The organism is Rhodococcus rhodochrous (assembly GCF_014854695.1).
In the GTDB taxonomy this organism is placed as follows: domain Bacteria; phylum Actinomycetota; class Actinomycetes; order Mycobacteriales; family Mycobacteriaceae; genus Rhodococcus.
Window position 1 is genome coordinate 4,778,482 of sequence record NZ_CP027557.1, and the last position, 23,174, is coordinate 4,801,655.

Genomic DNA, 23,174 nt, shown 5'->3' on the forward strand with positions numbered 1-23,174 from the left:
CGACTCCGAAAGCGCGGGAAAAGAAATGACCGGCACTTCCGATCACGACGACCTGCTGCTCAGCGACGCCGAACGCATGCACGCGTTGAACGCACTCGGCGAACACTACGCCGCGGGCCGGCTCGACAGCGTCGAGTTCTACGAACGATCCGGGGAGATATCTTCGGCGCGAACGTTTTCGGCGTTGCTCCCGTCGTTCCGGGGACTGCCCGGCGGTGTTCCTCTCGAACAGGTCGACGGTCACATCCGGATGATCCACGACTCCTCCGCGCCGGCGGTCCGCCACGACAGCTCCCCTGCGGCGGCATCCCAGTCCCCGGAGGACGAACTGGCCTCGCTCCGCGAACGCGGCAGCATGGTCGAGACGCTGGACTGGATCATCATCGGCGTCACGCTCGTGACCTTCCTCGTCCTGCAGATCGCTCTCGACTGGAGCTACGCGTGGATCGTGTGGCCGTCGCTGATCGTCACGCTCAGCGTTCCGCGGTTGATCCTGAAGTACAGCGACGACGACGAGAAGGTCTACGAGGAGCTCAAGAAGTCGGAGGCCGCCGAACGGAAGAAGCGGCTCGAGGAGGCGTCGAAGAGGATCCGGGAACTCGAGGGTCGCCGCGGTCCGGAGACGCCCCGAAGTTGAAGCGACGGGCGACCGCGAACCGGGGCGAACCGCTCCCCGACTGCTCCCCGCTGCGCTGTTCCTGGTAGAAGCAAGGAATGGCAATCGAGACCGCACAGTTCACCGTCGACCGTCCGGGTCGTTTCATGGGCGTCGGCATCGAGGTCGCCGACGACGCGTCGGTCTCGGTCACCCAGTCCGTCGGATCGCACCTGTTCGACCACCGCGGGCAGACCACGCTCGCTTCCATCGGCGTCTTCACCGACGTCGCCGCGGGCGCACCCGCCGGCATCGCGCGGTTCGCGGAGACCGGTGAGCGACCGCAGGGCGTGCTGTCGCACGTGACGGCGACGCTCGCCCACCCCTTCCCCGCCTCGGGGACCCTCGTCGGTCACGGCAGCAGCCTGTTCTTCGACGAGTCCACCGCCGTGTCGGGCACCGACGTGCGCGACGAGGAGGGTGTTCTCGTCGCGCACCTGGTCGGCCGCTCGATCGTTGTCGGGCGCACCCCGATGGACCACGGCGCCGAGACGTCGGAGGCCGTGCCGGAGCGGGGCGAGCCGGAACCGTGGTCGGATGCGGCGATCCTGGCCGAACTGCCCGGCCTCGATATCGTCACGGGCATCTCCACCGGGACTCTTCCGCGGGGCCCGCTCGCCGGTCTGCTCGGACTCGAGGTGACGGCTGCCGAGCGCGGTGCCGTGCAGGCCCGCGTGTCGCCGTGCGAGTGGATGGCCAACGTGATCGGTTCGGTGCAGGGCGGTGTGCTCGTGTCGATGGCGGAGGCAGTCACCGGCCTGGCCGCGCAGACGCTGACCGGCATCGATCAGGACTATCGCGTGCTGGAGATCGGCCTCGACTATCTCTGCTCGCCTGCCGTCCCCGGGCCGGTCATCGAACTGCGGTCCGAAGCGGTGCGGGCCGGACGGCGACTCGCGTCCTTCGAGACGACGCTGTGCGCCGCCGATGGCACCGTCTACGTGCGCGCGCACGCCAACGTCCAGCTGTTCCCCCGCGCGTAACGGGTTCGCAGGAATCTCCCAGCCTTCTCGCACCGTGCCTCGAGCGTCCGGACGCACGATGGTCGGAACAAGAACGCACGGAGGAGAGATCATGAACGAGGACGTCGAGGCGAGCCGCAGACGTGTCAGCCGCCGACGGGCGTTGGCGCTCGGCGGAACGATCGGCCTGGGCGGGCTGATTGCGGCGGCGTGCGGCACGAACGAATCGACCACCGCGACGACCGGCACCGCATCGGCGGCGACCACCACGGCATCCACCGCGACCGGCATCGACGCGCAGCTCGTCGCGATGCTGGACGACGCACCGAGCTGCGTGATGAGCGCCGAGGTGACGCAGGGACCGTACTGGTTCGACGTCGACTCCATCCGCCGCGACATCGTCGAGGACCGGCCTGGCCTTCCCCTCACGCTGGCGGTGCGGGTGCAGGATCTCGCGAACTGCGATCCCGGTGGGTCCTCGGCTCCGGTCTCGAACGCCGTCGTCGAGATCTGGCACTGCGACGCCGGGGGCGAGTACTCGGGCTTCGAATCGGGCACGGCCTTCCCGGGTGGCCCGGTTCCGCCGGCGGGTGGGCGTCCACCGGAGGGGATGGCACCCCCGGAAGGCATGCAGCCGCCCGCCGGGATGGGCCCACCGCCCGGGATGCCCGGAGCACCGGGTTCCGGCGAGACGTCCGACGGCTCGTACAGCTCGGGGGACGTGGAGGCCACGACCACCGACGACGGCACATACCTGCGCGGCGCGCAGGTGACGAATGCCGACGGCATCGTCTTCTTCGACACGATCTATCCCGGTTGGTACCGCGGCCGCACCGTGCACATCCATCTGAAGGTGCACATCGATCGGTCGACGGTGCTCACCACGCAGCTGTACTTCGACGACGCGCTCACCGACGAGATCTTCTCGACGGTCGAGCCGTACACCGAGCACAGCGGCCGCGACACCCGCAACGACACCGACTCGATCCACGACCCGACGGGGACGACGGTCACCGCACGTCAGGGCGACCGGGTCCTCGCCGCGGTCAACGTGGGTGTCGACGTCTGATCACCCTGCTCGGCGCGCGGCCGTCACCGCCGCCGCGCCGAGTCTCGGGAACCGGCCGTCGGAGATCGTGGTGAAGGTGTTGCCCATGCGGTTGGTGACGAACGCGACCGACAGTCCGGTCTCCGGGTCGGCGAACGCTCCCGAACCGCCGAAGCCGTAGTGGCCGACCGACCGCAGCGGCTGCTGCCTCAGGGCGACCCATCCGGGGTGATAACCCAGCCGCCAGTTGGGCCGGATGCCGAGGACGTAGTCGCGTCGCCGGGTCTGCACTTCGAGCAGCTGGTCGACGGTGTCCTCCTTCAGCAGGCGGGCACCGTCGATCGCTCCGCCGTTCGCGATCGCCGCGTACATGCGGGCCAGGGCCCGAGCGGTGAACACACCGTTCCATCCCGGCATGACGGCGTCGTGCGCGGACGGACTGCGCATCAGCTCGTCGAAGCCCTCCGCCATGCCTGCCTCGGCGAGACCCCGTACGCCCGGCGCGTGTGACAGCACCGCCGACGCCGTCGTCCACGGTGCCGGCAGGAAGTTGACCTTGGGGAACACCCGGGCGATGCGGTGCCGCTGGTCCTCGGGCACGTGGTACCAGAACTCGTCCGTGCCGAGCGGCTCGGCGATCTCGGTGCGCACGAGTTCCTGGAAGGGCGCCCCGGTCACGCGCGACGCGACCTCGGCGACCAGGTTGCCGTAGGTGACGGCGTGATAACCCGGCCCGTGGAAGCGTCGTGGATCGGGCGGGGAGGCGGCGAGCGCGGCGGCCACCGCCTCGGAGTCGAGCAGTCCCTCCCGACCCGGCACGAGACCGCGCGACCTGTGCAGTCCGGCGCGGTGCGACATGAGCTGTCGCAGCGTGATGGTCTCCTTGCCGGCCGCGGCGAACTCCGGCCAGTACTCGGCCACGGCCGCGTCGTAGTCGAGCAGGCCACGCTCGGCGAGGCGGTGCACCACCGTGCTGGCCACTCCCTTGCCGGTGGAGAACGACAGCACGACGGTGTCGCGGGTCCACCGCTTGTCGCGCGCGGCCCAGCCCGCCCAGATGTCGAGGACGGGTTCGCCGTGCAGGTAGCAGGCGAGAGCACCGCCGCCCTGGCCCGGCTTGTAGAACATCCGGAAGAACAGATCCGCGACAGGCATGAAGCGGGGATCGACCAGCATCTGTGTCGACGGGGTCGCCGCGGGCGGCTCCGTCGTGGAACCTTCGGTCATGAGGGCGATGGTAGGAGTATGTAAACGCTCCCGAGGGTGTTCTCCCACTTCTACGGCGGTCCGGTCCGCGGGTGACTGCACGACCTACCCATCCGATGTAAGGATGGGGAGCATGACCCTCGCGCAGAACTCGGAGATTCGCTCCGGCATCGATCTCGGACACGTCGACGAACGGGTCCGCCCCCAGGACGACCTCTTCGAACACGTGAACGGCCGATGGCTCGCCGAACACGAGATCCCCGCCGACCGCGCGCTCGACGGAGCCTTCCGCACGCTCGCCGACAAGGCCGAGGTCGACGTGCGGACCATCATCGAAGAAGCCGCGGCGTCCGGCGCCGAGCCGGGCACCGACGCCCAGAAGATCGGCGACCTCTACACCTCGTTCATGGACACCGCGACGATCGAGGCCGCCGGTCTCGATCCGATCCTCGAGGAACTCGGGGCGGTCTCGGGAGCTGCCGACCGCGCCGCGCTCGCGGCGGTGCTGGGCCGGTTGCAGCGCGCCGGCGTGACGGGCGCGCTCGCGCACTACGTCGACACCGATTCGAAGAACTCCGAGCGGTATCTCATGCATGTCTCGCAGGGCGGGCTCGGGCTGCCCGACGAGTCGTACTACCGCGAGGACCGCTACGCCGAGATCCGCGGCCGGTACACCGCCCACATCGGCCGGATGTTCGCCCTCGCCGACCTGCCCTACGACGCGGCGAAGGTGGTCGCGCTCGAGACGAAGCTGGCCGCCGGGCACTGGGACGTGGTCAAGCGTCGCGATGCCGACCTGAGCTACAACCTGCTCACCCTCGACTCGCTGCTCACCGATCTTCCGCAGTTCGATTGGACCGGATGGCTCACCGCGACCGGCGCGACCACCGAACAGTGGGCGGAGATCGTCGTCCGTCAGCCGAGCTTCCTCGAGACGTTCGCGACGCTGTGGGCCGACGAGGACCTCGACGACTGGAAGGCCTGGGCGGTGTGGCGGGTGCTGCGCGCGCGGGCTCCGTATCTGTCCGAGGCGTTCGTCGACGAGAACTTCGCCTTCTACGGCCGCACGCTCACCGGTACGCAGGAGATCCGGGACCGCTGGAAGCGCGGCGTGTCGCTCGTGCAGGATCTGCTCGGCGAGGCCGTCGGCAAGCTCTACGTCGAACGGCACTTCCCCGCCGAGGCGAAGACGCGCATGCAGGTGCTCGTCGACAATCTCACCGAGGCGTACCGGCAGTCCATCACCGACCTCGAATGGATGAGCCCGGCCACGCGCGAGGCCGCGCTGCGCAAGCTCGAGAAGTTCACGCCCAAGGTCGGCTATCCCGACACCTGGCGCGACTACTCCGCCGTGACGATCACCGCGGACGACGTGGTGGGCAACTACCGCAGCGGGTACGCCGCGGAGTACGACCGCGATCTCGGCAAGCTCGGTGGTCCGGTCGATCGCGGCGAGTGGTTCATGACGCCGCAGACGGTCAACGCCTACTACAACCCGGGGATGAACGAGATCGTCTTCCCCGCCGCGATTCTCCAGCCTCCGTTCTTCGACCTGCATGCCGACGACGCCGCGAACTACGGCGGTATCGGCGCGGTCATCGGGCACGAGATCGGCCACGGTTTCGACGACCAGGGCGCGAAGTACGACGGCGACGGCAATCTGGAGAACTGGTGGACCGATTCGGACCGCGAGGAATTCGGCAAGCGCACCGCCGCACTCATCGCGCAGTACGACGAGTTCGAGCCGAAAGCCCTTCCCGGACAGCGCGTCAACGGCAGCTTCACGATCGGCGAGAACATCGGTGATCTCGGCGGTCTGTCGATCGCGTTGAAGGCCTACGAGATCGCGCTCGACGGCAAGCCCGCGCCCGTCATCGACGGCCTGACCGGGCTGCAGCGCGTGTTCTTCGGGTGGGCGCAGGTGTGGCGTACGAAGGTTCGCGACGAAGAGGCGTCACGACGCCTCGCCGTCGACCCGCACTCGCCGCCGGAGTTCCGCTGCAACGGCGTGATCCGCAACATCGACGCGTTCTACGACGCGTTCGAGGTCAGCGAGGGCGACGGGCTGTATCTCGAACCTTCGGAGCGCGTGCGCATCTGGTAGCTCCACGCACGACACTGCCCCGACGCGGAATGCGTCGGGGCAGTGGTCGTTTTCAGGTTTCGTTCCCGGGCTGTCGCCTACCGGATCAGCCGAGGTGCGAGCTCGGCACCGGAACGCCGCGCGCGTGGAACCACGGGATGGGGTCGACCTTGGCGCCGCCCGGCTGCCACACCTCGTAGTGCAGGTGCGGTCCGGTGGACTGGCCGCGGTTGCCCATCGTGGCGATCTGCTCGCCGGCGCGGACGTGCTGGCCAACCGAGACGAGGGACTGATCGATGTGGCCGTAGACGCCGGTCGTGCCGTCGTCCTGCGCGATGCGCACCCACAGGCCGAAGCCCGAGGCCGGACCGGATTCGATCACGACGCCGTCGGTGACGGAGACGATGGGCGTGCCGATCGAGTTCGCGACGTCGATACCGTTGTGGTTGGTGCCCCAACGCGGGCCGAAGCCGGACGTCAGCGTTCCTGCAGCGGGGAAAGCGAGTGCGGGGCGACGCGCAGCCTCCTCGCGGGCGGCCTGCTCGGCGGCCTCACGGGCGATCCGCTCGGCCTCTGCACGCTGTGCTGCCTCCTGGGCAGCGATCGCCTCGGCGACACGCTGTGCTTCCCGCTCGGCGGCGCGGTTCAGCTTCTCGGTGTAGTGCGATGCGTCGACACCGGCGACCTTCAGCACCTGCGGTGCGGTCGAGAGGTTCTCCCCGGCGCCCGTCCATGCGGTGGCGGACTCGACGCGGACCCGGTCGCCTGCGGCGTTCGCGACCGTCGTTCCGCCGACGGTGACGGCGCTCGCGAGGACCGCGACTGCCATCCACCTGCCGGCGCGGGTTGCGCGCCGTCGCAGATCGGTGGCTTCTCGGGTGTGGGTGGATTCAGGATTTCGGATCACAGCAGTTTCCTCTGGGACAGGCCCTCGGTAACGAAAGGGTCACGATTCCATCACAGAGTACTTCTACCTTTGACGACCTCAGCGTGTCGCCTTGACTCCAAACCGACCGGTATCGGACAAAAGACGCCCGATTTGCCCTACTCGATTCACATCGACACCATCGACCTCACGCGTTGGACGCAAAACCAGGGTAAACAGTGAGTGACGTCACGCCATCGGATAACGGGGAACTGCTCTCCGATGGGGTAATGAGGCGGTATCGCGGCCCCAGCCGAAGGGGCCCTACCGCACCGCGAAACGCAGACCGAAATTGTCGAACGTCGCGGGCAACGGACGCGCCGGATCCGGCTTCACATCCGACACCACGGTGAACTCGGCGGACCGGAGCAGTGTCGCGAGGAAGGTGCTCGCCGCGAACAGCACGATGCTGCGCCCGGGGCACACCGTCGGTCCGGCGCTGAACGGCACGAGCGCGGGATAGCGCTCGGCGCGGCCGTCGAGCCAGACCTCGGGTTCGAAGGTGTCGGCGAACGGCAGGTCGTCGGCGCGGTGGAAGGCCGAGGACAGGATCACGAAGCCCGTACCGGCGGGAATCGTCGAGGCACCACCCGCACCGTCGCTCCACGTGGTCTCCTCCACGGAGTCCCGGAGGATCACCGGAGTGGTGGGCCACAGCCGGGTCGTGTCCAGCACGCAGGCCCGCAGGTACTCGTAGACCTGCGGTGTCCCGGCCTCGGTCCCCGACAGTTCCGACTCGACGCGCAGGCGCTGCTCGGAATGGGTCGACAACACCGCCAGGGTTCGGGCGCCGACCATGCCCGCGGCGTCGAACGCGAACAACCAGTGCGGCATCTGCCCGATCGGGTCGACGGACGCCGGCGCGGCGAGGTCCCGGACCACCCCGGCCAGACTCTCGGACGGAGCCGCCGTGACATGACGGTGCAGGTTCTGGGTGAAGCGGTCGCGCAGACGGTGCCGGAGCGGATGCGCGAACGACCAGTTCCCGTTCGAGCGCAGTGTCCACAGCTGGTCGGTGATGCTCTCGTCGTCGCGGGCGGCGTCGCCGAACGCGAGTCGCCGGACGAGCCGCCACCAGGTCTTCACGAAATCGGGAGCGTCGAGTTCACCGCGCGACCTCGCATGCTCGAGCAGGTCCTGCGCCTCCTGCTCGATCACGGGAACCCATTCGGCCGCGAGACGGTGCAGGGCGTGTTCCGGTTCGAGGACCGACTCGTTGAACGCGCGTCGCTGGGCGCGAATGTCCCCTCGGGAGATGAGCACACCGTTGGGCTGGAACGGGCTCAGTGCAGCCACCTTCTCCTTGTTGGCCGCAGTGAACGACGCCGTGTCGGTGCGCAGGATCCGGTCCACATCCTCGGGCGTCAGAACGATCGCGAGGGTGCGGCCGGGGATCGGCACGACCGCCGGCCCGTCACCGTGCCGCTTCCGTAGATCGGCGACCAGGCGGACCACGCCGGCATCGGACTGGTTCTTCTCGAGCAGCTTCATCGCCCAGCGCCGACGAGCGATCGGTCCCACCGCCACGAACGGCACGGCCACCTGTCCGAGGAGTCGAGCGGCGTCGGTGGGCGAAACGGTCGCGGTCGATGCAGGCACAGGTGCTCCCGGCGTCGGAGGGACAGGACCTATGAAGGCTTCCCGCCGGGCAGGCATCCAAACGTCCGGCCGCCGGACACGTGTGGAGATCAGCGCGGCCCTCGGAACGAGCAGGCTTGTCCTACTTGCCTCGTGAGAGCACCTTGTCGGCCGCCTCCCAGTGGGCATCGGCGATCCACAACCGCGCGAACGCGTCGACCGCTTCCTCCGGACTCGCGCCGTTCACGACATGCTTGATCGACGCGGAGGACGGATTGGCGAGGGCGCGGCCGAGAGTGCGCCACCCTTCGTCGAAGGTCTCCCGCGGGATCACCTTGTCGACGAGGCCGATGCGTTCGGCCTCCTCGGCTCGCAGGATGTCGCCGGTCCCGGCGAGCATGAGGGCACGCCCGCGTCCGACCAGCGAGGCCAGCCGTTCGGCTCCGCCCCAGGCGGGCATGATCGCCAGCGACACCTGGTTGAAGCCGATCTTGATGTCGTCCGCGGCGATGCGGATATCGGCGGCGACGGCCACTTCGGCACCACCGCCGAGTGCGTGACCGTTGAGCGCGGCGACGACGGGCGCGGGGAAACCTGCGATCCGGTCGCACACGGCGCGCATCTGCCGGGCCATGTCGGCGGCCTGCTCGTGGGTGCGGAGCTTGGCGAGTTCCTTCAGGTCGCCGCCGGAGACGAAGGCGCGGTCGCCACCACCACGGATCACCAGGGCACGCGCCTGCGCCTGCCCGGCCTCGTCGAGCACCTTCTCTAGCTGGTCCATCGTCTCGGGGGCGATGGCGTTGCGCGCGTGCGGGCGATCGATGGTGACGACGGCGAGTCCGTCGTCGAGCTCCAGCTCCACCATGGTCTGCTCTCCGAACTGATATTGGAATTCTACTTTTCGGAGAATACCATCTCCACATCCGGCCAAGGCCGGTCTGAACCGGTCGCGCCGCGACGAACGGCGGCGTGACGCCATCCCGGACACTGGAGCTTTCAGATGCGGCAGATCCCCTCCGAACTGGTCGAACGCTACGAGAGCGAAGGGTGGTGGACTCGCGAGACGATCGGCGACATGCTGGCGCGCGGCCTGAAGGCCGCACCCGACACCGAGTTCCGCATCCACTCGACCATCCGACCGTGGTCGGGCACCGTGAGCGAGGTCGAGCACGTCGCGCGGCGCCTCGCAGCCGGCCTGCACCGCCGCGGGGTCGGCCCCGGCGACGTGGTGGCCTTTCAGCTCCCCAACTGGATGGAGGCCGCGGCCGTCTTCTGGGCCTCGTCCTTCCTGGGCGCGACCGTCGTGCCGATCGTCCACTTCTACGGTCCCAAGGAACTCGGATACATCCTGCGCGAGTCCGCTCCCAAGGTGTTCGTGTGTGCCGAGAAGTTCGGATACACCGAGTATCGGCCCGAACTGTGCGCCGACATCCCTGTCGTCGGTGTCGTGGGACGCGACTTCGACGACCTGCTCGACGACGAACCCTTCGAGGGCGTGCTCCCCGTCGACCCCTCGCAGCCGGCACTGCTGGCGTTCACTTCCGGCACCACGAGCGATCCTAAGGGCGTGATCCACACGCACCGGACGCTCGGCTTCGAGACGAGGCAGCTCTCCGAGCGCTATCCCGCCGACCGCGGCTCACAGCTCACGGGTGCGCCGGTGGGTCACTTCATCGGCATGGTCAACGCCTTCCTCATCCCGATTCTCGACCACACCCCCATCAACCTGCTCGACGTCTGGGATCCGGCCCGCGCGATCGAACTGATGGAGAGCGACGGACTCGTGATCGGCGGAGGCGCAACCTATTTCATCACCAGCCTGCTCGACCACCCGAACTTCGACCCGGACCGGCACCTGCAGTACATGAAGTACGCCGGCCTGGGCGGGTCGACCGTGCCCGCCGCCGTCACCCGTCGTCTCGACGATCTCGGCATCACGGTGTTCCGCGCCTACGGCAGCACCGAGCACCCGTCGATCACGAGCTCGCTCGTCACCGACCCGGTGGACAAGCGTCTGTTCACCGACGGCAACGCGTGCCCCGGAGTGGAGATCCGCATCGCCGACGACGGCGAAATCCTCAGTCGCGGACCGGATCTGTGCATGGGATACACGAACCCGGAACTCACGGCCCGCGCCTTCGACGAGGACGGCTGGTACCACACCGGAGACGTCGCGATCGTCGACGAGGACGGCTTCCTGACGATCACCGACCGCAAGGCCGACTTCATCATCCGCGGTGGGGAGAACATCAGCGCGCTCGAGGTCGAGGAGGTGCTCCTGACCCTGCCCTCGGTGGCCGAGGCCGCCGTCGTGTCGGCGCCGGACGAGCGCCTCGGAGAGCATGCCGCCGCCGTGCTGCGCCTGCGGCCCGGGCACGAGATGCCGTCGCTCGAGGACATCCGCGCACACTTCGGGCAGGCGGGCATCGCCAAGCAGAAGTGGCCCGAGGAACTGCACTGCGTCGACGACTTCCCGCGCACGGCGAGCGGGAAGATCCAGAAGTTCCGGGTTCGTCAGGATATTGCGGCTGCGCACACATGAGAATAGTATTCTCGTAACAGGAGAAGGAGGATTTGATGACCGCGAACGATTTGCCGTACCAGCTGTTCGATGCGGACAACCATCTGTACGAGACCGAGGAGGCACTGACGAAGTTCCTTCCGGAGAAGTACAAGGACGTGATCAAGTACGTGCAGGTCGACGGCCGCACGAAGATCGCGATCCGCGGTCAGATCAGCGAGTACATCCCCAACCCGACCTTCGAGGTCGTCGCCCGACCGGGCGCCATGGAGGACTACTTCAAGAACGGCAACCCCGAGGGCAAGAGCCGTCGGGAGATCTTCGGCAAGTCCATGAAGTCGATCCCGGCTTTCCGCGAGCCGGCGGCCCGTCTCGAGCTCATGGACGAACTCCGCATCGAGCGCACGCTCATGTTCCCCACCCTCGCCAGCCTCGTCGAGGAGCGCATGCGTGACGATCCGGAGCTGATCCACGCCGTCGTGCACTCACTCAACCAGTGGCTCTACGAGACGTGGTCCTTCAACTACAAGGACCGCATCTTCACCGTGCCGGTGATCAGCCTGCCGATCGTCGACAAGGCCATCGAGGAACTCGAGTGGTGCGTCGAACGCGGCGCGAAGGCGATCCTCGTGCGCCCGGCTCCGGTTCCCGGCTACCGCGGACCGCGTTCGTTCGCCCTGCCGGAGTTCGATCCCTTCTGGAAGCGCGTCGTCGAGCTCGACGTGCTCGTGACCCAGCACTCCTCCGACAGCGGCTACGCCCGCCACACGGCGGAGTGGGACGGCGCCGACAAGGAGATGCTGCCGTTCGTCACCAACACCTTCCACATGGTCAACGAGTGGCGTCCGATCCAGGATGCGGTCGCATCGTGGGTCTGCCACGGTGCACTCCTCCGATTCCCGGAGCTGCGGATCGCGGTGATCGAGAACGGCGCGAGCTGGCTGCCCGGTCTGCTGCAGAACCTCGCCGACACCTTCAAGAAGGCCCCCGAGGGCTTCGGCATGAAGGACCCGGTCGAGGCGGTCAAGAACAGCATTCACGTCAGCCCCTTCTGGGAGGAGGACTTCAGCAAGCTCACCGCCCTCATCGGCGCCGAGCGCGTGCTGTTCGGTTCCGACTACCCGCACCCCGAGGGCCTGGCCGAGCCGACCACCTACATCCAGCACATCCAGCACCTGCCCTTCGAGGACCAGAAGCTGGTCATGGGCGGCAACCTCGCGAGGCTCCTGAAGGTATGAGCAGGCGGACCATCCCCGAGATGGTCCTCAGCGCCGGCGACCGCTTCGGTGATGCCGAAGCGGTCGTCGACGGGGACCTCCGGATCTCCTTCACCGATCTCACCGATCGAATTCGCCGCGCCGCCGGGGCATTCGCCGACGCAGGTGTCGGCAAGGGTGATCGGGTGGCGATCTGGGCCCCCAACTCCGCCGCGTGGATCGTCGCGGCCTTCGGCCTGCTCACCGCGGGTGGTGTGCTCGTCCCGGTGAACACCCGCTACCGCGAGGACGAGGCGGGCGACATCATCCGGCGCAGCGGAGCGAAGCTGACCCTCGTGCAGGACGGCTTCCTCGACCAGGAGTACGTGGTGCCGGCCGGTGTCCACCGGATCGACATCGCCTCCGGTTTCCTCGACAGCGGAAGACCTTTCGTACGCGAGGTGGCCGGTGAGGACATTGCCGACATCATGTACACCTCGGGCACCACCGGACGCCCCAAGGGCGTGATGATGAACCACCTGCAGACCCTCCGGATGTTCTCCGAGTGGTGCGATCTGGCCGATCTGCGACGCGGCGACCGCTATCTGCTCGTCAACCCGTTCTTCCACATGTTCGGCTACAAGGCCGGTCTCGTCGCGTCGTTCATCCGCGGCGCCACGATGATTCCCGTCCCGGTCTTCGAGACGGACACCGTCCTCGACCTGATCGAGCGAGAACATGTGACCATGCTGCCCGGACCTCCCACGCTCTACCACTCGCTCCTCGCAGCGCAGCAGGACCGGACGCACGACCTGTCGTCGCTGCGCGCGGCCGTGACCGGATCGGCCGACATCCCGGTCGATCTGATCCGGCGGATCCGGAACGAACTGCCCTTCGAGACGATCATGACGGGATACGGTCTGAGCGAGGCCGGCACCGCGACGGCCTCCCGCCGCGGCGATACCTTCGAACAGATCGCCACGACCGTCGGAAAACCCTGTGACGGTGTGGAAGTGAGCATCGCCGACGACAGCGAGGTGCTCATCCGCGGATACAACGTGATGCAGGGTTATCTCGACGATCCGGAGGCCACCGCCGCAGCCGTCGATGCCGAAGGGTGGCTCCACACGGGTGATCTCGGCGAGATCGACGCCGATGGCCACCTCCGGATCATCGGACGCAAGAAGGACATGTTCGTCGTCGGCGGCTTCAACGCCTATCCCGCCGAGATCGAAGGTTTCCTGCTCGAACACCCGGCCGTCGACCAGGTGGCCGTGATCGGGATTCCCGACGACCGGCTCGGCCAGGTGGGCAAGGCGTTCGTCGTCTCGTCCGATCCCGTCCCCGCCGAGGACCTCATCGCCTGGAGCCGCACACGCATGGCGGGATTCAAGGTTCCGCGTGTCGTCGAGTACATCGACGCGCTCCCCCTCAACGCGACCGGCAAGGTCGTCAAAGAACTACTCCGTTGACACATCCCCCATCAGACAGGAGTTCCGGCATGTCGGACGAAGCTGCGATGATCGCTTTCGCCGTGAAGTGGCGGCACTGGAACGGTGGGCCCGACGAGGACATCTGGGTCACCTTCGGGATCACCCCCGAGAACTACTTCCACCGCCTCCGCGGCCTGCTGACCAAGCACCGGTGGAACCAGTTGGAACCACACATCCTCGAGCAACTCGTGCGCATCTGCGACGAGCGGCTCGACACCGTCGACCTCGCCGCCGCGGCGGACCGACGTGACCGGGCACGGTACGTCTCGTCGGCGCATCCCCTCAGCAGACTGTCCGCCTGACCACGGCTTCGAGGAACTTCACGGGAATCGGTTTCGTCCTCCTCCGCCTCGGGTATCCGCCGAGGCACCGAGCTCGATCGGAGGGGGCAATCGTGGAGAACGGTTCCGTCGACCCGACACCGGACGCTCACGAAGAGCGGCCGGAGACGGTACGGCGCGCCATCGGCGCGTCGGCCATGGGCAATTTCACCGAGTGGTTCGATTACGGCGTCTACGCCTACACGGCCACCTACATCGCCGATTCGTTCTTTCCCGGCGATCTCGAATCCGCGACACTGCTCACGCTGGGCGTCTTCGCAGTCTCCTTCATCATGCGGCCGCTGGGCGGTTTCGTGTGGGGTCCGCTCGGCGACCGGCTGGGTCGTCGTCAGATCCTGGCGCTCACCATCCTGCTGATGGGTGGTTCGACGGTGCTGCTCGGCGCTGTCCCCTCGTACGAATCGATCGGGTTCTGGGCGCCGCTGCTGCTCGTGCTGTTGCGCATGATCCAGGGCTTCTCCACCGGCGGTGAGTACGGCGGCGCGGCGACCTTCATGGCCGAGTACTCCCCCGACCGCAAGCGTGGTTTCTACGGCAGCTTCCTCGAGTTCGGCACGCTGGGCGGTTTCTCCGTCGGTGCGTTCCTCGTCCTGATGATCGATCTGCTGTCCACCGACGCCTTCATGGCGACCTGGGGCTGGCGACTGCCGTTCTTCGTCGCCGGCCCGCTCGCCCTGGTGGGCCTCTACCTCCGTTCGAAACTCGACGAGACACCGGTCTTCAAGGAACTCGAGGAGGCGCACCAGGAGGAGGCCAGCGTCGGCGCCGAGTTCAAGGACCTGATCACCCGGTACTGGCGGCCGATCATCAAGATGATGGGTCTGGTCATCGCGCTGAACGTCTGCAACTACACGTTGCTGAGCTACATGCCGACCTATCTCGAGGATCGGATCGGTCTGACGACCACCTCGGCACTGATCCTGGTGTTGATCGGTCAGCTCGCGATGATGGCGGTCATCCCGTTCTCCGGGGCGTTGTCGGACCGGATCGGGCGCAAGCCCCTCTGGGCGGCGTCGCTGGCAGGTCTGTTCGTTCTCGCCGTGCCGATGTACATGTTGATGTCGGTGGGCTTCGGCTGGGCCATCCTGGGCTTCACCGTGCTCGGACTGCTGTACGTGATGCAGTTGTCGACGATCTCGGCGACCTTCCCCGCGATGTTCCCCACTCAGGTCCGGTTCGCCGGGTTCGCGATCTCGTACAACGTGTCCACCTCGATCTTCGGTGGTACGGCTCCCGCGATCAACGAATGGCTCGTCGAGCGGACCGGTAACGACCTCATGCCGGCCTTCTACATGATGGGCGCCTGCGCGGTCGGCCTCGTCGCCCTCTACTTCGTGGCGGAGACCGCGGGTGCATCGCTGCGTGGACGCGGCATCCCGGGTATCGACAACGAAGCACACCCCACCGCTCTGTCGCATCGTTGACGCTGTCCCCTGTCGACCGGAGCCGGTCACGGGCGGGAGGCGGATGCCGCAGGTCGTGTATCGGCCCGGTCCGCAGAGTCCACACGACGGATGGTCATGGTCGCGGCGGCCGCCAACAGGGCGGTCGCCGCGCCGATCAGCATTCCGGTGAGGAATCCGTTCTGTGAGGGGACCACGGTTCCTGCGAAGTCGACGCTCATCTGAGCGAGCACGACTCCCGCGACCGCAGCCGACGCTGTGCCTCCCACCGAACGCAACAGGGTGTTGACACTGTTGGCCGACGAGATCTGTGTCGGTGGAACCGCTCCCATGATCAACGTGGGGATCGCTCCGTACGCCAGCCCGATTCCCGCGGCAATGACGCACGTGATCACCATCAGGCCCCAGGTCGAGCCCATCAGGAACAACGACGAGGCATACGCGGCTGCCATCATCAGACATCCGGTGCACAGGGTCGTGCGGGGCCCACGGATGGTCGTCAGCCGTGCTCCCAACGGGGAGACCGCCATCATCAGCAGTCCGGCGGGTGCGCACCACAATCCCATGACCACCATCGACTGCCCCAGCCCGTATCCCGTTTCCGTGGGCAGCATCCGGATCTGGGGAACCAGCAACGCCTGGAAATACATCGAGAAGCCGATCAGGGTCGCGACGAGGTTGGTGACGAGAACCCGGTTGCCCTTCGCTACGCGAAGATCGACGAGCGGGGCCGCGGCCCGCAGTTCCCACCGGCCCCACACCACGAACACGACGAACGAGACGGCGAACAGGATCAGGACGGTCGCGCTGGTCCAGCCCCAGTCGCCACCTTTCGAGATCGCCAGCAATCCGGCTACCAGCGCCAGCGACAAACCGAGTGTGCCGAAGCCGTCGAACCGGCCCGTTTCCGGTGGAACGGGCGTGTCCCGCACGAGCCACGCGATGAGCACCGCGACGAGCACACTGAGAAGACCGACTCCCCAGAACAGCATTCGCCAGCTCGTGAACTGGATGACAGCCGCTGCGAGAGGCAACCCGAGCGCTCCCCCGATCCCCAGGGACGAACTCATCAGGGCGATGGCCGAGCCGAGGCGCGCCGGTGGCACGAGGGAACGCAACGCACTGATGCCGAGGGGCACGATCCCGAAGCCCGCACCCTGGAGGGCACGGCCGACGAGCATCGGCGCCAGCGACGACGACAGTGCACACAGGAACGACCCGACGATGAGCGGGATCGTGCACACCAGCAGCATCCGGCGGGCGCCGTACATGTCGCCCAGACGTCCCGTCACGGGTGTCGCGACGGCACCCGCGAGCAGGGTCACCGTAACCACCCAGGACGCATTGGACGGGCTGGTCCCGAGCAGAGCGGGCAGTTCACCGAGCAGCGGGATGACGAGGGTCGACATCACCGTGGTGACGATGCCGGCGAACACCAGTACCCAGATCGTGCGACCGGCGAAACCCGTCGTCGATGTTCCGTCCACCCCGGCGTCTCCTCGTTCCATTGTTCACGGCTCGTGCGCCGCTGCCCTCTGTATCGGCATGAGGTTCGGCTCCCGAGGTGGTGCCCCGGGAGCCGAACCGACATCAGTCCTCGATCCAGATCTCCTCGGGGCGAAGCGATCCGAGGGTGTACATCTCGATGCCCTGCACGTCGGGTGAGGCCATCAGCGAGGGCGCCGCGGCGATGTAGAAGATCGCCGGAGTGAGCTCGACGATCCGCTGCTCGGCCTCCGCGTAGACGTCCTTGCGTTCGTCCGTCGACTCCGAGAGACGACCCCGATCGAGTGCCGCGTCGAGTTCGGGATCCGCAACACCGGTGAAGTTGCCCGGCGACCTGCTGTGGAATGCCGTCCACAGTGTGTAGTCGGGATCCTGCACGGCGGCGGAGGACACCATCATGTCGAAGTCGCGGGCATTCGATCGGGCCGTGACCTGGGCGTAGTCGAGCACCTCGACCTGCACGTCGACATTGTCGAAGGCGCTCAGCTGTGCCTGGATGGTCTCGCCCGTGGTCCGCGTGTCGGTCGTCGGGTACGACAGGAAGGTGAAGGAGACGGGCTTGCCCTCGGCCGAGAGTTCGTCGAACAACTTCTGGGCCTCCTCGGCATTCGCCGTCGGCCACTCCACGTCTGTGTAGAGCGGTGAACCCTCGGCGAACAGCGAGGTCGGCACGACACCGTCGCCGTTGTAGACCACGCTGTTGAGACCGTCGAGATCGAGCGCCAGAGCCACCGCACGTCGTGCACGTTCGTCGTCGAAGGGTGCGCGCCGGAGGTTCAGGGCGAGGGTCTGGCCTCCTCCGACCTCGGTCACCACGGTCTGCAGGCCGGCGGCGTCCGCCTTGGCGAGATTCGACCAGTTCGCCTCCAGCGAGAGGTCCGCGGCCCCGGTCGTGACAGCATTGATCCGCTGGGGTCCGTCCGATACACCGCGCACGACCAGCCGATCGAGATACGGCTTCGGGGCGTCCCAGTAGTCCGGGTTCTTCTCGAAGGTCATCTCGGCCTGACGGGTCCAGTTCACCAACGTGAACGGTCCGGCGCCGACCGGATTCGCGTCGAACTCGGCCTGTCCCTTCTGCAACGCGGTGGGCGAGGCGATCCAGTTGAGCGCGTTGGCGATCACGCCCTGCGCGAAGTGCGGATTGGGTTCGGCGAGTGTGATCTTCAGAGTTCCGGGATCGACCACCTCGTAACCGGTGATCTGCGCGGCCTGCCGGATGCCGCTCGAGCCGGTCGCCGGGTCGGCGATGCGCCTCCAGTTGAACTCCACCGCGGCCGCGTCGAAAGGTGTTCCGTCGGTGAAGGTCACGTCCGGTCGCAACGTGAGGGTGAACGTGCGACCCCCGTCGTCGGTCGTGAACCCCGTGGCGAGTCCGTACTCGACCTCGAGCGTCGTCGGGTCGTTGGTCATCAACGTCCCGTACAACGCGTTGCCCACGATCGGGTGGTGAGCCCAGGTATTGGACAACCCTCCCGGGTCGAGGGTGCGGGGCTCGCTCAGCTGGAGTGCGACGAGTTCACCGCCCGCGACGGGATCGCCCGCCGCGGTGGTCTCACTCGCGTCTGCGGTGTCGCCACCGCCGCAACCGGACAGCAGGAGAACGCCGGCACAGGCCGACGCGAATCCCCTGGCGAGGTATCTCTTTCCGAACATGCGTCACCTTTCGAACACCGACCCGGATACGGACCGGCCCTGCAGCACACAGGTACTGCAGGGCCGAGAAAGGAAGATCAGGAGGAACGTGTTGCCGCGGCGAAGGAGGCCTGGCGGGCGGCGGCTTCCCGGACCGCTTCACTGCGGGTCATGGATGTCATCTCCCGCCACGCCTGTTGCAGTTGTTCACCCACAAGATGGGTCGGCCCGTCGGCCATATTGTCGAGCGCCTCGGCGACGACGGACGCGGGTGTCGCAAGGCCCGGAACGTCCGCGTCGAGGCTGTCGATCGCGCCGCGGGCGAAGAGGAGTCGACGTAGTGCCGGGGTGTCGGTACGGCCCACCACGAGGGACAGGACGTCGACACCGTGAGGCTTCAACTCGGCCCACAGACCTTCGGCCATCACCATGTCGAACGCCTTGGAGGCACCGTAGGCCACCATGTTCGCCCCACCGCGCAAGCCCGCGGCGGACGACATGAGGATCAGCGCACCCCTTCCTCGTTCGACCATGCCGTGGGCGAAGTGATGGCAGACGCGCATGTTCGTGATGCAGTTGCGCTGAACGAGTCCGACGGCAGTCTCGACCGGATTGTCCAGGAAAGGCCGGAAATTCGGATCTGCGCCCGCGCAGTACACGACGGTGCCGATCTCGAGATCGGCCGTACCTTCGGTGATGATCTCCATGGCGTCGGGAGCGGACAGATCGACCGCCAGGATCCTCGTCTCCACGTCGCCACGCGAACGGATCTCGGCGGCGACCTCCTCGAGCGCCTCGGGCCGGCGGGAGAGCAGGACGACGTTCAGACCGCGCGCCGCGAACGTCCGCGCGAACTCTGCGCCCACCCCCTCCGATGCCCCGAGGATCAGCGCCCACGGCCCGTATCGATCGGCGAACTCTGCAGAATCGGTCATCGAATGATCCTTCTGTCGGTCAGGCGTCCGCACCGGCACCGACTGCGGCGGGTTCGGGAAGATCACGTCCGGTCACGGACGGGAGTGGGAAATGGCAGGCCGCGTACTGGCCCGGACGGACCTCACGCATCTCGGGTTCCTCTTCGGCACAACGGTCCTGGGCCATCGGGCAGCGGGTGCGGAACCGGCAACCCGTGGGGGGCGCGAGCGGCGACGGCACGTCGCCGGCCAAGGGTGGTCCGGCGAATCCCTTCTCCGGGTCGGTCAGCGGCACCGAATCGAGCAGCGCGCGCGTGTAGGGATGCGCCGGGTCGTCGTACATCTCGATGGAGTCACCGAATTCGCAGACCTTGCCCAGGTACATGACCATGACCTTGTCGCTCACCGTGCGCACCACGCCGAGATCGTGGGCGATGAACACGACGGTGAGGTCGAACTCCGCCTTGAGTTCCTCGATCAGGTTGAGGATCTGGGCCTGCACCGACACGTCGAGTGCCGAGACCGGTTCGTCGCAGATGAGCAGCCGGGGATTCAGGGCGAGCGCCCGCGCGATGGCGACGCGCTGCGCCTGGCCACCCGAGAGCTGGCGGGGCAACATGCCGGCGAAGCGCTCGCCGGGCAGACCGACCTGTTCGAGGACCGACACCGATGTCGTCGCCCGTTCCTTCGCAGGTGTTTTCGCGACCGTCAGGCCCTCGACGACGATGTCGGCGACCGACCGGCGCGGATTGAGCGAGGCGACCGGGTCCTGGAAGATCATCTGCATGTCGCGCCGGAGCGAGCGCATCCGGTTCTCGTTCGCCTGCTCGATCCACTCGTCGCCGAACCGGATACGGCCCGAGGTGATGCGGTCCAGGCGCAGCACCGCACGACCGGTGGTCGACTTGCCGCACCCGGATTCGCCGACGATGCCGAGGGTTTCACCGGGCAGGACGTCGAAGCTGATCTTCGAAACCGCCTGCACCGTACCGTTGTCGGTGGGGTACTCGACGACGAGGTCCTGCACGCTGAGCAGGGCCTCGTCGCCGCGCAGATGGGTGGCACCACTACCGGCCATGGGATTCACCTCCGGAAACGGCCCCGACCGGAACGGTCACCGGGCTCAGACACGCAACGTGATGATCGACGCCCACCGATTCGAGCGGGGGCGGCGTGGTGTGGCATTCGTCCGACGCGTGGCTGCAGCGCGGCGCGAACCGGCAACCGTCCGGTGGCGACGTCGGGTCGGGCAGCGACCCGCCGATCACCCGCAGCGGTGCGTGCCGCACATGATCGATCGTCGGGGTCGCCCCGAGCAGGGCGTGGGTGTAGCGGTGCATCGGCTGCTCGAACACCTCACGGGTGGAACCGACCTCGGCGAGCCGCCCCGCGTACATCACCGACACCCGGTCGGTGCGACCGGCGACCACCGCGAGGTCGTGACTGATGAGCATCATCGACATGCCCCGGTCGCGCTGGACGCGCCGCAGCAGGTCGAGGATCTGACGTTGGATCGTCACGTCCAGGGCGGTGGTCGGTTCGTCGGCGATGAGCAGATCCGGTTCGCACGCCAGCGCGATCGCGATCATCACGCGCTGGCGCATGCCACCGGACATCTCGTGGGGGTAGTTACGGAGGCGTCGTTCCGGGTCGGGGACGCCCACCTCCTCGAGGAGCTTCAGGGCCCGGGTGTGTGCCTCGGACCTGCTGACGCCGAGGTGCTTCCGCATCCCCTCGGTGAGCTGGCGCTCGACCCGGACTACCGGGTTGAGCGACCGGCCCGGATCCTGGAAGACCATCGCGATCTGCTTGCCCCAGATCTCGCGCTTCTCCTTCTTGGTCAGGGCCAGCAGGTCGCGGCCCTGGAAGGTCACCGATCCGGACCGGCCCGAGCGGGGCGGCATGAGCCCCATGATCGCCCGGGCCATCACCGACTTTCCGGAGCCCGACTCGCCGACGATACCCAGCGCCTGTCCGGAGTCCAGATCGAGCGACACGTCGTCCACTGCGCGGACGGTGCCTCGTGGCGTGCCGATGTAGGCACGGAGATTTCTCACTTCGAGAATGGGCTGAGTGGTCACGGCGAGCCGGTCCCTTCCGTCTTGTCGGCTGTATCGGCTAGTTGTTGCTGAGCCAGAATTCGGCCGGCATCGGCGATCCGAGGGTGTAGAGCTGCACACCCTGCAGATCCTTCGAATAGGCGACCGACGGGGTGGCCCGGACGTACCAGAGACCCACCACCTGATCGGCCAGGCGCTGCTGGACGACGTCGTACGCTTCCTTGCGTTCCTCGACGGTCGCGCCGAACCGGCCGCGCTCGAGAGCTGCGTCGAGCTCGGGATCGCTGATGCCGGTGAAGTTGCCGGTCGACGTGGAGTCGAACGCGATCGAGAGCGGGAAGTCGGGGTCCTGCGTGATCGCCGAGGAAATGATCATGTCGAAGTCGCGCGCACCCGCCCGCGCCGTGAGCGTCGGGTAGTCGAGCACCTCGACCTGCATATCCACATTCTCGAATGCTCCGAGCTGGGCCTGGATGGCTTCGCCGAGAGAGCGCGCCTCCGCTGTCGGGTAGGCCAGGTAGGTGAACGAGACGGGCTTGCCTTCGGCAGCGAGTTCGTCGAACAGCTTCTGTGCTTCCTCGGTATTCGTCTCGGAGAGCGGGATGTCGGCGTAATAAGGCGAATCCTCGGGGAAGAAGGTGCGGGGTATTTCGCCCTCGCCGTTGTACACCACGGTGTTCGCGGCATCGAGATCGACAGCGAGCGACACGGCGCGACGTGCCCGCTCATCGTCGAAGGGAGCCCTGCGGAAGTTCATCGCGGCGAACTGTCCACCGCCGGTCGATGTCACCTGGGTGGCGAGGCCCGCAGATTCGGCACGCTCGAGGCTGGTCCAGCTCGATTCCATCGACAGGTCCGCGGCCCCCGTCGTGGCTGCGTTCAGTCGCTGGTTGTAGTCGGCCACCGTCCGGATCGTGAGTTCGTCGAGGTAGGGCTTCGGCGCGTCCCAGTACGATTCGTTCTTCTCGAGTCGGATCGAGTCCTGACGGGTCCAGTTCACGAGCGTGAACGGCCCTGCACCGATGGGGTTCTCGTCGAACACCTGCTGTCCCTGTTCGAGGGCTGCCGGCGAGGCGATCCAGTTCAGTGCACCGGCCACGATGGCCTGGGCGAACTGCGGGTTGGGCTCGACCATCGTCACGCGCAGGGTGGTCGGGTCGACGACCTCGGTGGACTCGATCTGTGACGCCTGACGGATCGTCGTCGAGGCGAGCGCGGGGTCCTTGAGGCGGTCCCAGTTGAACTTCACCGCTGCGGCGTCGAGGGGTGTGCCGTCGCTGAACTTCAGGTCGGGCTGCAGTGCGAGCGTGAACGTCTTCCCGTCGTCCTCGGTCGAGAAGTCCGTCGCCATACGGTATTCGACGTCGAAGGTGTCGTTGTTCGTGATGATCAGCTCGCCGTAGAGAGCGTTGCCCAGCACCGGCTGATGGGCCCACGTGTTGGACAGCGCGGCCGGATCGAGCGAACGCGGCTCACCTGCCTGGAGGACGGTGGCGGAACCACCCGCCACGGGATCGCCGGCCGCCGCGGTGTCCTGGGCCGAGGCGGTGTCGGAACCGCTCGATCCGCAGGCCCCCAGGACCAGTACGGCGGAACAGGCCACGGCGACCGCCGCGAACATTCTTCTACGTCGAATCATTGTCGACCT

Annotated in this window: 19 protein-coding genes; 9 read left to right on the forward strand and 10 right to left on the reverse strand. The window is 67.2% G+C overall.

Annotation, left to right across the window (positions count from 1 at the left end; translation table 11 throughout):
- Positions 1-25 precede the first annotated feature (25 nt).
- From C6Y44_RS21740 to C6Y44_RS21750, 3 genes are all read left to right on the forward strand, one after another.
- Positions 26-637 (forward strand): DUF1707 SHOCT-like domain-containing protein, encoded by a 612-nt coding sequence (locus tag C6Y44_RS21740; protein WP_159417459.1) that lies wholly within the window; start codon positions 26-28, stop codon positions 635-637.
- Positions 638-714: 77 nt separating this feature from the next.
- The gene (locus C6Y44_RS21745; RefSeq protein WP_159417458.1) at positions 715-1,638 is read left to right on the forward strand and encodes a PaaI family thioesterase; all 924 of its coding nucleotides are present in this window, start codon (positions 715-717) and stop codon (positions 1,636-1,638) included.
- A gap of 91 nt (positions 1,639-1,729) precedes the next feature.
- Positions 1,730-2,686 (forward strand): peptidase associated/transthyretin-like domain-containing protein, encoded by a 957-nt coding sequence (locus C6Y44_RS21750; protein WP_159417457.1) that lies wholly within the window; start codon positions 1,730-1,732, stop codon positions 2,684-2,686.
- On the opposite strand, the gene C6Y44_RS21755 is transcribed toward C6Y44_RS21750, so the two are convergent.
- Positions 2,687-3,892 carry a serine hydrolase domain-containing protein gene (locus C6Y44_RS21755; protein ID WP_159417456.1) on the reverse strand — a complete coding sequence of 402 codons (1,206 nt, stop codon included), beginning with the start codon at positions 3,890-3,892 and terminating at the stop codon, positions 2,687-2,689.
- A 112-nt stretch (positions 3,893-4,004) separates the two neighbouring features.
- Here C6Y44_RS21755 and C6Y44_RS21760 point away from each other — a divergent pair, with 112 nt between their 5' ends.
- Entirely contained in the window at positions 4,005-5,975 is a 1,971-nt protein-coding gene (locus C6Y44_RS21760) for a M13 family metallopeptidase (RefSeq protein ID WP_159417455.1), read from the forward strand.
- An 85-nt stretch (positions 5,976-6,060) separates the two neighbouring features.
- Here the strand turns inward: C6Y44_RS21760 and C6Y44_RS21765 are convergent, their stop codons facing one another.
- The 3 genes from C6Y44_RS21765 to C6Y44_RS21775 form a co-directional block, all read right to left on the reverse strand.
- Positions 6,061-6,783 carry a M23 family metallopeptidase gene (locus C6Y44_RS21765; RefSeq protein ID WP_060650268.1) on the reverse strand — a complete coding sequence of 241 codons (723 nt, stop codon included), beginning with the start codon at positions 6,781-6,783 and terminating at the stop codon, positions 6,061-6,063.
- A gap of 360 nt (positions 6,784-7,143) precedes the next feature.
- The gene (locus C6Y44_RS21770) at positions 7,144-8,478 is read right to left on the reverse strand and encodes a cytochrome P450 (protein ID WP_159417454.1); all 1,335 of its coding nucleotides are present in this window, start codon (positions 8,476-8,478) and stop codon (positions 7,144-7,146) included.
- Between the two features lie 121 nt (positions 8,479-8,599).
- A complete protein-coding gene (locus C6Y44_RS21775; RefSeq protein WP_159417453.1) occupies positions 8,600-9,322 on the reverse strand; it encodes an enoyl-CoA hydratase/isomerase family protein in 723 nt (240 codons plus the stop codon).
- A gap of 135 nt (positions 9,323-9,457) precedes the next feature.
- On the opposite strand from C6Y44_RS21775, the gene C6Y44_RS21780 reads away from it, so the two are divergent.
- From C6Y44_RS21780 to C6Y44_RS21800, 5 genes are all read left to right on the forward strand, one after another.
- Positions 9,458-10,999, forward strand: a complete 1,542-nt coding sequence (locus C6Y44_RS21780; RefSeq protein WP_159417452.1) for an AMP-binding protein — start codon at positions 9,458-9,460, stop codon at positions 10,997-10,999.
- 35 nt (positions 11,000-11,034) lie between these two features.
- Positions 11,035-12,216, forward strand: coding sequence for an amidohydrolase family protein (locus C6Y44_RS21785; RefSeq protein ID WP_159417451.1), 1,182 nt, complete (start codon positions 11,035-11,037; stop codon positions 12,214-12,216).
- The gene (locus tag C6Y44_RS21790; RefSeq protein ID WP_159417450.1) at positions 12,213-13,646 is read left to right on the forward strand and encodes a FadD3 family acyl-CoA ligase; all 1,434 of its coding nucleotides are present in this window, start codon (positions 12,213-12,215) and stop codon (positions 13,644-13,646) included. Before C6Y44_RS21785 ends, C6Y44_RS21790 begins: the two co-directional genes overlap by 4 nt.
- Positions 13,647-13,675: 29 nt before the next feature.
- On the forward strand, positions 13,676-13,969 hold the full coding sequence (locus C6Y44_RS21795; RefSeq protein ID WP_120280469.1) for a DUF3263 domain-containing protein: 294 nt from the start codon (positions 13,676-13,678) through the stop codon (positions 13,967-13,969).
- A 176-nt stretch (positions 13,970-14,145) separates the two neighbouring features.
- Complete coding sequence (locus tag C6Y44_RS21800; protein WP_225623845.1) at positions 14,146-15,432, forward strand: MFS transporter; 1,287 nt, start codon at positions 14,146-14,148, stop codon at positions 15,430-15,432.
- Positions 15,433-15,458: 26 nt separating this feature from the next.
- Here C6Y44_RS21800 and C6Y44_RS21805 read toward each other — a convergent pair whose 3' ends face one another.
- The 6 genes from C6Y44_RS21805 to C6Y44_RS21830 all read right to left on the reverse strand — a co-directional run bounded on the left by C6Y44_RS21805 (position 15,459) and on the right by C6Y44_RS21830 (position 23,165).
- Positions 15,459-16,898, reverse strand: a complete 1,440-nt coding sequence (locus C6Y44_RS21805) for an MFS transporter (protein ID WP_225623650.1) — start codon at positions 16,896-16,898, stop codon at positions 15,459-15,461.
- A gap of 103 nt (positions 16,899-17,001) precedes the next feature.
- Complete coding sequence (locus C6Y44_RS21810; protein ID WP_159417447.1) at positions 17,002-18,573, reverse strand: ABC transporter substrate-binding protein; 1,572 nt, start codon at positions 18,571-18,573, stop codon at positions 17,002-17,004.
- A 77-nt stretch (positions 18,574-18,650) separates the two neighbouring features.
- Positions 18,651-19,487: an SDR family NAD(P)-dependent oxidoreductase gene (locus C6Y44_RS21815; protein ID WP_159417446.1), complete on the reverse strand. Its 837-nt coding sequence runs from the start codon at positions 19,485-19,487 to the stop codon at positions 18,651-18,653.
- A gap of 19 nt (positions 19,488-19,506) precedes the next feature.
- Positions 19,507-20,544, reverse strand: coding sequence for an ABC transporter ATP-binding protein (locus tag C6Y44_RS21820; protein WP_159417445.1), 1,038 nt, complete (start codon positions 20,542-20,544; stop codon positions 19,507-19,509).
- Entirely contained in the window at positions 20,534-21,547 is a 1,014-nt protein-coding gene (locus tag C6Y44_RS21825; protein ID WP_159417444.1) for an ABC transporter ATP-binding protein, read from the reverse strand. Before C6Y44_RS21825 ends, C6Y44_RS21820 begins: the two co-directional genes overlap by 11 nt.
- A 37-nt stretch (positions 21,548-21,584) precedes the next feature.
- Positions 21,585-23,165: an ABC transporter substrate-binding protein gene (locus C6Y44_RS21830; RefSeq protein WP_225623651.1), complete on the reverse strand. Its 1,581-nt coding sequence runs from the start codon at positions 23,163-23,165 to the stop codon at positions 21,585-21,587.
- Positions 23,166-23,174 lie beyond the last annotated feature (9 nt).